The organism is Mycobacterium sp. E3298, from assembly GCF_001666895.1.
In the GTDB taxonomy this organism is placed as follows: domain Bacteria; phylum Actinomycetota; class Actinomycetes; order Mycobacteriales; family Mycobacteriaceae; genus Mycobacterium.
This window is the reverse complement of the sequence record NZ_LZJB01000388.1, coordinates 1-10612: the sequence shown is the minus strand read 5'-3', so window position 1 is coordinate 10612 and position 10612 is coordinate 1. Positions and strand designations below refer to the sequence as shown.

The following is a 10612-nucleotide window of genomic DNA, read 5'->3' as shown; positions in this document are numbered from 1 at the left end:
AACAATGCGCCCAAAAGGCGATCAGCACTACCGGTAGGTGGCCACCGGGTGGCAGGCTCAACTCAGGAAGGGACTGAACAGAGTCCCAATGGAACAAGCTGAGGCCAGACCGTTACGGCTCAAGCAACGGGCCGTGGCTCGAGGTTTCCCACACCTCAGTCCCTCCCGCCAACCACCTGCCACGCGACGCGGTGCACGAGTTGCCCCTCACGGATGGGCGACGAGATAGGTTTCGTTGCCCAGGCCGGCGGTGAGCTCGTCGACGTCGAAGGGCCGGTCGAGTCGGGCGTGCAACGCCTTCGGGTCGACCAGCATGCCGATCTCGGCGGTTTGCCGGGCGAACATCCGCCCCACGAACGGGTAGATGCGGCGCATGATCACCCGCTCGCCGGCGGTGCAGCGCGAGGCGCAGTAGCCGACGTGGCCGATCTCGTCGGTGAGAATTTCGCGGTAGAGCAGTTCGATTCGCGCGCAGACTTCCGGTTCGTCGGCGAACAGTTCTGTGCCGGCGCGGCGTAACTCGTCGAACATGATGCAGCCCGCCATCTCGCCGGCGCCGACGAACGCAAAGCCCAGCCTTTGCGGCATGAACACGCCGGTTTTGACGAACTGGCGCATGACGAACGGGGGAGGGGCGACTTGGAACGTCAGGTCGAAGACGTCGAGCGCGTACGCGAGCAGCCGGGTGTGGTAGTGCTCTTCCAGTTCGAGGTAGACGCTTTCGGGCGGCGCATCGTGACCGCTGTTGCGCCCGTAGGTTTCGCCGAGCCCCACGCCGAACCGCTCGGCCTGATTCAGCTTGGCCGTCGCCAGCAGGAACAGCATCTTGCGATCCAGGCCTGCCTCGGGCCGCCGGCGGCGCAGGTTGCGCAGGAACGTCTGTTGATCGATCGGGTGGGCCGACCGGACGGGGTTCGCTTCGAGTTGACCGAAGAACTGCTCGCGCTTCGCCAATCGTCGGTTGAGTAGGTCGGCCTCGCCGTCGCGCCTAGCGAGGAAATCGCGATACCCCTCGATGCTCGTGCTGTTCATCGTTTCTCCATTCCGTTGACACTCGTTGATACGTAACGACTTAACAGCGCAGGGTCGTGTGATCCAACGGCGAGCAGCGCAAAGAGCCCGGTGAGAAAGAACATCGCCAGTTCCGTTACGTCCGCGTCGGACGAGACTTGCCCCGCGTCTTGCGCACGGCCGATCACGCCCGCCAGGAACTGTGCGATTGGGTGCTGCGCCAGCTCCTCTTCAACGGGACGCGATGGCGAGAAATGCAGACCGAGCATGTCGCGGAAAACGCCTGCACCCAAACGATTTTCGGCGTCGAGTATCCGCGATACGACGTCCGACAGGACAGTGGCCAAATCGCCCTTGGCGTCGCCGAGTTCGCCAATTATCCGCCTCTCCTCGGCGCGCTCCAGCTCGGCGAGCACGTGCTCCTTCGTCGGGAAGTGGAAATAGAACGTTCCCCGCACCACGCCCGCCGCGGCGGCGATGGCGCTGACATCGGCCGCGGCCAAGCCGCGCTGCCCGATCTCGCCCAGCGCGGCGTCGAACAGGCGCGCCCGCGTTTCGAGTCGCCGGGCCTCCCGGACGCCACCGGGTGGAGTTTCGGTCACGGAGGAGGCGGGCGATGACCCCATCGACGCACCCTACGTCTTTGGCTGACGACCGTCAATGACGACCGTCAGCGAATGGTACGCGGCGTCGTTCACCGTTCCAGCGCGCGGCGAGCGACCCCCCAGGGCAACCGGTCGGGTGATCTCCCCGCCGCGTGCGCCTCCGGCAACCCGGACGACGTGGCGGCGCGCGCCCGGTTGGAGGCGAACATCGTTGTGGGCCAACACCTCGAGCGGGCCTCGAACCTCACGGCCGCGGACGTGGGGAAGTGGCTGCCCAGCCTGCTGCCGCACCGCCCCGAACGACCGGAACTCGCCTGCGAGTGAGCGCGATTGCCCATGACGCGGCGCGGGTACTGATCCTTGCGACAAGCCATCAACCGAAAGGACCGAATGGCGCCGCGCGAGGACGATTCCATCGACGAGCTGTTGCAGGAACTGCTGTGGGCCTACGGGCCGTGCGGCCAGGAAGCCGACGTCCGCGCCGTGTGTGCCCGAGAACTCCGTCCCGTCGTTGACGACATGTGGACCGACGACGCCGGCAACCTGATCGGCTACATCGGTGCCGAGCCCCCCGCCGAGGGCGCCGGGCACGGGCACCGGCACCGGGTGTCCTCGCCGGCCGAGCCCGGCGTCGCGACGCGGGTCATGGCGCACATGGACGAACTGTCCATGCTCGTCAAGCGGGTGGAAGCGGACGGGACGCTGCACCTGACGCAGCTCGGGACGATGTACCCGGGCAACTTCGGCCTCGGTCCGGTCGCCGTGCTCGGCGAGAACGCCACGCTGACCGCGGTCCTCACACTGGGCTCCGAACACACCACCCAGGAGAGCCAGCGGATCTGGCAGACCAAGCCCGACCAGGGCGACAAGGCGCTGGACTGGGACCACGTCTACGTCTTCACCGGCCGCAGCCCCGACGAGTTGGAAGCCGCGGGGGTGCGCCCGGGCACGCGGGTGTGCGTCGACCGCAGCAAGCGGACCCTGGTCGAAATCGGCGACTATCTGGGCTGCTACTTCCTCGACGATCGCGCCGCGGTGACCGCCCTGCTGCGCGCCGCTCGCGTGCTGCGCGAGCGCGGCCAACGACCCGTCGACGACGTCTATCTCGCGTTCACCACCAACGAAGAGATCGGCGGGGTGGGGGGCACCTACGCCAGCGGATCGCTGCCCGGCACCCTGACCCTCGCGCTCGAGGTCGGCCCGACCGAGCGCGAGTACGGCACCAAAGTCAGCGGCGGCCCGATCATCGGCTATAGCGACGCGCTGTGCGTCTACGACAAGGACGTCGCCGACCGGCTGACGGGCATCGCCAACGACTTGGGCCTGTCGCCGCAGGGGGCGGTGCTGGGCGCCTTTGAGTCGGACGCGTCGCACTCCAAGGCCAACGGTCTGACGCCGCGCGCGGGCCTGCTATGTCTGCCCACGCTGAGCACCCACGGTTACGAAGTCATGCTCCGCAGTGCGATCGACGACATGGCGGCGATCGTCGTGGAGTTCGTCATGCAGCCGGGAGCGCACGCGCGCGGCGAACCCTAATGCCGTCCCAAAATTTGCCTGAACATTGCCTAAGAGCCGCGTGGCGGCACCCGGCGCGCCGTTCTGACGGCCCTACGGTCGACGGATGAACGTTGACTACTACCTGCAGAAGGTGCCGGTTGAGTCGGTGCGGCCCGGGTTCTCGCTCGCGATCGATCGGGGCGGCGACTATCGCCTGTTCCGGGTGGAATGCACGCAGATGACGCAGCGCAGCGGCCGGCCGGTGATGTTCACGCTCACCTCGGAGCCCGTCGACGGCGGCGAACCCTGGGTATTGGAGTGCGAGGCGGGAACGCCGGTCGTCCGGGTGCTCGGCGTGGGCAAGGTGGCGTCCTAGCTCTCGGGCTTAGCGGCGACGACGAACTGCAACGCGCGCTGGGTCTGCTGCTCGACGTCGACCAGGCCGGCCGAGGCGAACAGCTCGACGAAGGCGTGCCGGTCGAACATGGTCAGCCCGATGACGCGCGCGCCGCTGGTCATCGCGTACCGGATCGCGGGCAGGTCGGGCGTGTAGCTGGTCAGGATCGCGATCCGCCCCCCGGGCCGAAGCACCCGCACCATTTCGCGTGCCACACCGAACGGCTCGGGCATCAGATACAGCGCGCCGAAGCAGCAGACCGCGTCGAAAGTCTCGTCGGCGAACGGCAGCGCGCGAGCGTCGCCGCGGACATAACAGGTGCGCGGGGCGCTGTTGTCCAAGACGGCGCGCGTCAGCATCGGCTCGGAGATGTCGAAGCCGACGGCCAGCCCGCCGTCCGATAGTTGTGCGGCCAGGGAACCCGTGAAATTGCCTGGGCCACAGGCGACATCGAGCAATCTGTCTGCGCCGGACAGCTTCAGCGCCGATGCCGCGCGCCGCTGCTCCGCGCCGGTGGTGACGCCGCTGGCGACGTAGAAGGCGGCCGGCCGCCACAGCCGCTCGTAGATTGTCGCGACGAGAGGGCTGTTCATGGCGCGCTGGGCGAACGTCGGGGCCGGCGAAGTCGTCGACTCGCCCAGTACGTCGAGGAAACCGTGCCGCAGCGTGGCGGTCTCGGTGAGGAGGCCGCGGGTCAATTCGACTGCATCCTGGCTCATTTCATGGCTTTCGTGAAGGCGTGGACGGGTGGGCACAATCCGCAGGTGAATCCCGATTTTTCTGCCGATCCGGCTGCTACGCTAGGGCTCTTCCGAAGAGATCGATGCATTGGGGTTGGCACGTGGCGCACATTTCGCCGACGATCGCGGGACGCGCGTCGGCCGGCTGAGCGGATATACGTCGACAGTGAATCCCCTGCCCCGGCCAAGAATCCGTGCCCGCGCGCCGCTGCGGATCTCGTTCGCTGGGGGCGGCACGGACGTACCGCCGTTCCCGACCACCGAGGGCGGCTGCGTCCTGTCGGCGACCATCGACCGCTACGCGCAGGGTTCGCTTTCCCCGCGGACCGATCGCAGGGTCACGATCGAGTCGGTGGACTTCAAGACCACCCACGAGATGACGCTCGACAGCGAGATCCTCTACGACGGCAGCCTGGATCTGATCAAGGCCGCTGTGCGCAGGTTCGGCAAGGACGGCACGGACGGCTACGACCTGGTGCTGCGGTCGAGCGCACCGCCGGGTTCGGGGCTGGGCTCGTCGTCGACGATGATGGTTGCCCTCACCGGCCTGCTCGCCGAGCACTACCGCGTCCCGATGGGCGAATACGAGACCGCGCAGCTGGCGTGCGCCATCGAGCGTGAGGACCTGGGCATCACGGGCGGCATGCAGGACATGTACGCCGCGACGTTCGGGGGATTCAACTTCATCGAGTTCACCGACCGCGTGATCGTCAACCCGCTGCGCATCCGCGAGGAGACCGCGTTCGAGCTGGAACTCAGCCTGCTGCTGTGCTTTACGGGCATCACGCGGGATTCCGCGCGGGTGATCGAGGACCAGACGCGGCGCGCCACCACGGGCGCGGACGACACCCTGGCGGGACTGCGGGCGCAGAAGGAGTTGGCGGTCGCCATGAAGGCCGCCCTGCTGACGAACAAGCTGAACGATTTCGGCGCGTTGCTCGGCGAGGCGTGGACGCAGAAGAAGCGCATGTCGCCCTACATCACCAACGAACGCATCGACGAGCTCTACGACCTGGCCCTGCGCAACGGTGCACTCGGCGGCAAGATCACCGGGGCCGGCGGCGGCGGTTACATCCTGCTGTTCTGCGACTTCGCGAAGAAACACCGCCTCATCGAATCCCTCGAGTCGGCCGGAGCGACCATCACCGAATTCGCCTTCGAGAGCAAAGGACTCACGACATGGCAGGCATGAGCAGCTCGGATGTCGTCGCCCCGAGCGTCGAGCTGGTCCAGGCGCGGTTGGCGGACACGATCGCCGTCAAGCAGCAAATGCTCTCGGGCGCCATCGCCGCGCAGACCGTCGAGATCGCGCGGCTGATGATCTCCTCGCTTCGCTCCGGCGGGAAGGTGATCTTTTTCGGCAACGGCGGATCCGCGCAAGACGCGGGGCATCTGGCCGCAGAACTGATGGGCCGCTTCGCGTTTGACCGACCCGGTCTGGCGGCGATCAGCCTGCCGGACGCCACCGCGGCGATGACAGCGATCGGCAACGACTACTCCTACGACGAGGTGTTCGCCCGCCAGGTGCTCGCCGCCGGCCGCGCGGGCGACGTGGTGGTCGGCCTCACCACCTCGGGCAACTCACCGAACGTCGTTCGCGCGCTAGAGGCGGCCGCCGACGCCGGGATGGCGACCGTCGCGCTCACCGGTGCGCGCGGCGGCAAGGTGGCCGACGTCGCCGCGCTGTGCATCCGGGTGCCCAGCGACAACACCGGCCGCGTCCAGGAGGCATGCCTGCACCTCGGTCACTCGATCTGCGAGATGGTCGAAGCGGCGCTGTTTGACCGGCCCTCCTGAGACCGACCGGATGCCCGATCTGCGCAACGTCCGTACCGTCTTCCTGGACCGGGACGGGACGATCAACGTCAAGGCCGCCGACGGCGAGTACGTCAGGTCGCCAGAAGAGCTGGTGCTATTGCCCGGCGCCGCCCGCGCGGTGGCCGCGTTGAACGCGGCGGGCCTGCGCACCGTCTTGGTGACGAATCAGCGCTGGCTGTCCGAACCGGCTGCGGAGGCCGCGCGTTTCGCCGCCGTCCAGGACCGGCTGGAACACCTGCTGGCGGACGAGGGCGCCCGCCTCGACGCCGAGTACCACTGCCCGCACGCGGCGGCCAGCTGCGACTGCCGCAAGCCCGGGGCGGGCATGTTGTTGCGCGCGGCGCGCGAGCACGGATTCGCGTTGGCCGAGTCGGTGATGATCGGCGACAGCGAGACCGACGTGCTGGCCGGCCGGGCGGCCGGCGCGGCGACCGTCCTGCTGCGCCCCGGCGGGGGACACGCTCACGGCGCCGACGTCGTGGTCGACGACCTCGCCGCCGCCGTGCGAATCATCTTGAGCGCGAAGGAATCTAGTCCCGCCTAAACCGTTGCGCCGCAGAGCGAATCACCAATGCCAGCGCAAACGGTAGATCGTCCCGCAGGTACCGGCGGGCGAGCCGGCGCGGCTCGAGCGCCAGCCGGTGCACCCACTCGAAGCCCAGCCGTTGCAGCACGGGGGACGCCCGGCGGACGATCCCGGCGGTCATCGCGATGCCGCCACCGCAGGCGAGACACCAGGCGCCGGGCAGCTCCGCGCGCAGCAATTCGATGAGCCGTTCCTGCCTGGGAAAGCCCAGGCCGACGAAGACCAGGTCGGGAGCGGCGGCCACGACGGCCGCCACGGCGCGCCGCGCCCCCTCCTCCGTCTGATCGAAGCCGAAGGGCGGCGAGCATGTGCCCGCGATGCGCAGGCCGGCCGAGTGCGCGACGAGCGCCTCGGCCGCCCGCTCCGGTACGCCCTCGGCGCCGCCGAGGAGGTAGACCGACTTGCCGTCGGCGGCCGCCGCGGCGCTCAGCGGAAATATCAGCGAGGAGCCGGCGACGCGCTCGGGCAGCCTGTCGCCCTTGGCCCGCGCCGCCCACACCAGCGGCATGCCGTCGGCGACGACGAGGGTGGCGCGGGCGATCAGGTCGGCGAGTTCGGTGCGGCGGGCGGCCGCCAGGGCGACGTCGATGTTCACCGGCACGATCGATCCGCCGCGGCCGGCGGCCCAGGCGCCGCGCACCGCCCCGACGACCTGTTCCTGGGTCAGGGCGTCGAACCAGAGACCGCCCACCTGGATTTTCCGCGGTCCCGCGCCGGTCAGCCTCGGTGAACTTCGGCGGCCTGCGCTCACCCGATCATCATGCCCCGCGGCATCACCGGCGGACCGGCCGACGCGCCCTCGCGAACTATCGGCCGCGCGTCCTTGCCGCGCCCGGAACCGAGCCCATAACCTGGGCAACATCCGACCGCGTCGGGAGTTTCGGGACTGGCGGGGTAGACGACGGCAACGCAGGCGGGCAGGTCATGGCAAAGCGGCGGTCACCGCGAGGCGCAGACCCACGCCACGACCGTGTGATCGGCGGGCTATCGCAGTGGCCTTGACCGGCGCGCGCGCGGACGAGCTGGCGACGATGGACATCTTCGAGGGGTGTCCCACCTCCGATCTCGCGCCGTTGGCCGCCTCCCTGCAACCGCTGCGCGCCGGGTCCGGCCAAGTGCTGATGAAGCAGGGCGAGCAGGCCGTTTCCTTCCTGCTCATCTCGTCCGGCATCGTCGAGATCACCCACGTCGGCGACGACGGTGTGGTCATCGTCGAGCATGCGTTCCCGGGGATGCTGATCGGGGAGATCGCGCTGCTGCGTCACATCCCGCGGACCGCGACGGTCACCACCGCCGGGCCGCTGACGGGTTGGATCGGTGACAACGACGCGTTCGCGCGCATGGTGCACATCCCCGGGGTGATGGAGCGGCTGCTGCGGACGGTGCGCCAGCGGCTCGCCGGGTTCATCACGCCGATCCCGATCCGGGTCCGCGACGGCACGCACCTGATGCTGCGACCGGTGCTGCCCGGTGACAGCGAGCGAACCGTGCACGGGCACATCCAATTCTCCAGCGAGACGCTGTACCGGCGTTTCATGACGCCGCGCCTGCCCACCCCGGCGCTGATGCATTACCTGTCGGAGGTCGACTACGTCGACCACTTCGTCTGGGTGGTGATCGACGGCGGCGACCCGGTGGCCGACGCGCGTTTCGTGCGTGACGAGGCCGACCGCAGCATCGCCGAGATCGCCTTCACCGTCGCCGACGCCTATCAGGGCCGGGGGATCGGCACCTTCCTGGTCAATGCGCTGTCGATCGCCGCTCGGGTCGCCGGGGTCGAAAGATTCTCCGCGCGAATGCTTTCCGACAACCTGCCGATGCGCACCATCATGGACCATTACGGGGCGGTCTGGCAGCGCGAGGACATCGGCGTCATCACCACCGTCATCGACGTGCCGCACCGGCGCGACCACGGGTTCCGGCGTGACGTGGCCGCCCAGATCGAGCACGTCGCCCGCCAGATGATCGAGGTGGTCGGCTGAGCCCGTTCCGGATCGGCCCGGTTTGCGCGCTCGCGTTGGTGGTTGCCGCGTGCGGTCACGCGCCCGCCCCCGTTCCCTCGCCGGCGCCGACGAAAACGCCGGCGCCGAAGGCGGTCAACCCGGCCAACATCAAACGCGTCGTTCGCGAGCTCCCGCCCGGCTACGAGGCGACCACGGGCATTCCCGGCGGGGCGTCACCCCGGGTGATCTGGAGCCTCGGGCCGGAGGCGTCGGACACCCGCGCCAAGCCGGCGCAATGCGGTCAGCTCGCCGATCCCGGCAATGGGCGCGACCAGACGGCCCAGGGCGTGTCGGGGTCGGGTAGCGGCGGCATCGTCGACGCGGTGGTGGTGGCGTTGCCGGGGCCGGTGGATCTGCCCGACGATGTGGTAGCCGCGTGTGGCCAGTGGACGATGACCGCCGGGCGCACGACGGCGACCGTGCACCTGATCGACGCCCCGCACATCGAGGGCGCCCAAACCGTCGGGATGGTCACCGACGTCAAGTCGTCGGTCGAGTCGGGCACCGAGATAGATTCGCGCACATACACCTTCACCGCGTACCTGGGGAACTTCTACGCGTTCACCACGCTGACCACCGATCCGGGTTCGGTGGTGCCCGCGCTGCCACCGCAATTCGCCGGCGATCTGCTCGTCAAAACGGTGTCCACGTTGCGCAGCTGACGCAACCGCCTTGGGTAGATTAGCCACGGTGTTCAAGGTGGCGGTCACGGTCGCGGTGGTGGGTGTGCTCGCAGGCTGCTCGTCGGGGGAGGCGACCTCGGCCAAAGCCGACATCAAGAAGGTCGCCGACGTGAAGTCGAGCTTCGGGCCGGACTTCAAGGTCACCGATATCGGCGAGCGGGGGATCGATCCCAAGGTGCTGTCCGGACGCAAGCTCCCGGAGGGGCTGACGTTCGATCCCGCCACCTGCGCGAAGGCGGCGACGGGGCCGGAAATGCCGCCGGACCTGCAGGGCAACATGGCCGCGGTGTCCGCCGAGGGCAAGGGCAACCGGTTCGTGGTCATCGCCGTGGAAACGTCAAAAGCGTTGCCTCTCAACGAACCCGGCAAGGACTGCGCGAAAATCGCGTTCTCCGGGCCGCAGCTCCGCGGCGGCGTGGAGGTGGTCGACGCCCCGCAGATCGACGGGACTCACACGCTGGGGGTGCACCGCGTGCTGCAGGCGCTGGTCGCCGGCGGGCCGCGCACCGGCGAACTCTACGACTATTCGGCCCAGTTCGGTGATTACCAGGTGATCGTCACGGCCAATCCGCTGGTGATCCCCGGGCAGCCGGTCGCGCCGGTCGATACGCAGCGCGCCCGCGACCTGCTGGTGAGCGCGGTGAAGGCCGTCCGCAGCTAGCGGACGCCGCGCGGGCGGAACTGAATGCTGATGCGGGGGCCCACCGGCGCCGACGTCTTGGGCACGGCGTGCTCCCAGGTGCGTTGGCAGGATCCGCCCATCACCAGCAGATCCCCATGCGCCTGCGGCAGCCGCAACGACGGGCCTTTGGCAGGACGCGCGCGCCGCCGCATGGCGAACGTGCGGGTGGCGCCGAGGCTGATGATGGCCACCATGGTGTCCTCGGAGCTGCTGCGGCCGATGGTGTCGCCGTGCCAGGCGACGCTGTCGGAGCCGTCGCGGTAGCAGCACAACCCGACCGTGGTGAACGGCTCGCCGAGTTCGCCGGCGTAGATGTCGTTGAGCCGGCGCCGAAGCCGGGCCAGCAGGGGATGCGGCGGCTCGTCGACCGTGAGGTCGTGGAAACTCACCAGCCGCGGCACGTCGACCACCCGGTCGTACATCTGGCGGCGTTCCTCCCGCCACGGAACCGCGGTCAGGAGCGCTTCGAGCAGGTCGTCGGCTTCGGTGAGCCAGCCGGCGCGGATTTCGATAAAGGCGCCGTCACCGAGTTGCCTGCGCTCGGTGTGCTGGAACAGGGAGCCTTGTACCGCCATCTCCACGGCGCCCAG

The 10612-nt window shown here is 68.9% G+C and carries 13 protein-coding genes and 1 pseudogene; 9 read left to right on the top strand and 5 right to left on the bottom strand.

The window, feature by feature from the left end:
- Positions 1 to 207: 207 nt before the first annotated feature.
- Both A9X05_RS18140 and A9X05_RS18135 read right to left on the bottom strand, forming a co-directional pair.
- Positions 208 to 1032 carry a hypothetical protein gene (locus A9X05_RS18140; RefSeq protein ID WP_067783172.1) on the bottom strand — a complete coding sequence of 275 codons (825 nt, stop codon included), beginning with the start codon at positions 1030 to 1032 and terminating at the stop codon, positions 208 to 210.
- The gene (locus A9X05_RS18135; RefSeq protein ID WP_067783169.1) at positions 1029 to 1637 is read right to left on the bottom strand and encodes a TetR/AcrR family transcriptional regulator; all 609 of its coding nucleotides are present in this window, start codon (positions 1635 to 1637) and stop codon (positions 1029 to 1031) included. Before A9X05_RS18135 ends, A9X05_RS18140 begins: the two co-directional genes overlap by 4 nt.
- 159 nt (positions 1638 to 1796) lie before the next feature.
- Between A9X05_RS18135 and A9X05_RS32250 the strand changes: the two are divergent.
- The 3 genes and pseudogenes from A9X05_RS32250 to A9X05_RS18120 all read left to right on the top strand — a co-directional run.
- Positions 1797 to 1940, top strand: a pseudogene (locus A9X05_RS32250) (cytochrome P450); the annotation flags it as partial.
- 66 nt (positions 1941 to 2006) lie between these two features.
- Positions 2007 to 3152, top strand: coding sequence for a M42 family metallopeptidase (locus tag A9X05_RS18125; RefSeq protein ID WP_067783166.1), 1146 nt, complete (start codon positions 2007 to 2009; stop codon positions 3150 to 3152).
- Between the two features lie 85 nt (positions 3153 to 3237).
- The gene (locus A9X05_RS18120) at positions 3238 to 3489 is read left to right on the top strand and encodes a hypothetical protein (RefSeq protein ID WP_067758071.1); all 252 of its coding nucleotides are present in this window, start codon (positions 3238 to 3240) and stop codon (positions 3487 to 3489) included.
- Here A9X05_RS18120 and A9X05_RS18115 read toward each other — a convergent pair.
- Complete coding sequence (locus tag A9X05_RS18115) at positions 3486 to 4229, bottom strand: class I SAM-dependent methyltransferase (RefSeq protein ID WP_067758067.1); 744 nt, start codon at positions 4227 to 4229, stop codon at positions 3486 to 3488. The two genes, A9X05_RS18120 and A9X05_RS18115, sit on opposite strands and share 4 nt — an antisense overlap.
- A 196-nt stretch (positions 4230 to 4425) precedes the next feature.
- Here A9X05_RS18115 and A9X05_RS18110 point away from each other — a divergent pair, with 196 nt between their 5' ends.
- Genes A9X05_RS18110 through A9X05_RS18100 form a run of 3 tightly spaced genes read left to right on the top strand, consistent with a single transcriptional unit; the run spans position 4426 to position 6612 of the window.
- A complete protein-coding gene (locus tag A9X05_RS18110) occupies positions 4426 to 5442 on the top strand; it encodes a GHMP kinase (protein WP_067758189.1) in 1017 nt (338 codons plus the stop codon).
- Positions 5430 to 6047 carry an SIS domain-containing protein gene (locus A9X05_RS18105; RefSeq protein WP_082950256.1) on the top strand — a complete coding sequence of 206 codons (618 nt, stop codon included), beginning with the start codon at positions 5430 to 5432 and terminating at the stop codon, positions 6045 to 6047. The genes A9X05_RS18110 and A9X05_RS18105 overlap by 13 nt, the downstream gene beginning before the upstream one ends.
- A 10-nt stretch (positions 6048 to 6057) precedes the next feature.
- Positions 6058 to 6612 carry an HAD-IIIA family hydrolase gene (locus tag A9X05_RS18100; protein ID WP_067758061.1) on the top strand — a complete coding sequence of 185 codons (555 nt, stop codon included), beginning with the start codon at positions 6058 to 6060 and terminating at the stop codon, positions 6610 to 6612.
- Here A9X05_RS18100 and A9X05_RS18095 read toward each other — a convergent pair.
- The gene (locus tag A9X05_RS18095; protein ID WP_231968918.1) at positions 6599 to 7345 is read right to left on the bottom strand and encodes a WecB/TagA/CpsF family glycosyltransferase; all 747 of its coding nucleotides are present in this window, start codon (positions 7343 to 7345) and stop codon (positions 6599 to 6601) included. The genes A9X05_RS18100 and A9X05_RS18095 overlap by 14 nt on opposite strands.
- Positions 7346 to 7685: 340 nt before the next feature.
- Between A9X05_RS18095 and A9X05_RS18090 the strand changes: the two genes are divergently transcribed.
- From A9X05_RS18090 to A9X05_RS18080, 3 genes are read left to right on the top strand one after another with little or no spacing between them, the layout of a single operon-like run.
- Positions 7686 to 8636 (top strand): GNAT family N-acetyltransferase, encoded by a 951-nt coding sequence (locus A9X05_RS18090; protein WP_067758186.1) that lies wholly within the window; start codon positions 7686 to 7688, stop codon positions 8634 to 8636.
- Positions 8633 to 9319, top strand: coding sequence for a DUF5642 family protein (locus tag A9X05_RS18085; RefSeq protein WP_067758058.1), 687 nt, complete (start codon positions 8633 to 8635; stop codon positions 9317 to 9319). The genes A9X05_RS18090 and A9X05_RS18085 overlap by 4 nt, the downstream gene beginning before the upstream one ends.
- A 28-nt stretch (positions 9320 to 9347) precedes the next feature.
- Positions 9348 to 10001, top strand: coding sequence for a DUF5642 family protein (locus A9X05_RS18080; protein WP_067758055.1), 654 nt, complete (start codon positions 9348 to 9350; stop codon positions 9999 to 10001).
- On the opposite strand, the gene A9X05_RS18075 is transcribed toward A9X05_RS18080, so the two are convergent.
- Positions 9998 to 10603, bottom strand: a complete 606-nt coding sequence (locus A9X05_RS18075) for an alpha-ketoglutarate-dependent dioxygenase AlkB (protein WP_067783174.1) — start codon at positions 10601 to 10603, stop codon at positions 9998 to 10000. The two genes, A9X05_RS18080 and A9X05_RS18075, sit on opposite strands and share 4 nt — an antisense overlap.
- Positions 10604 to 10612 lie beyond the last annotated feature (9 nt).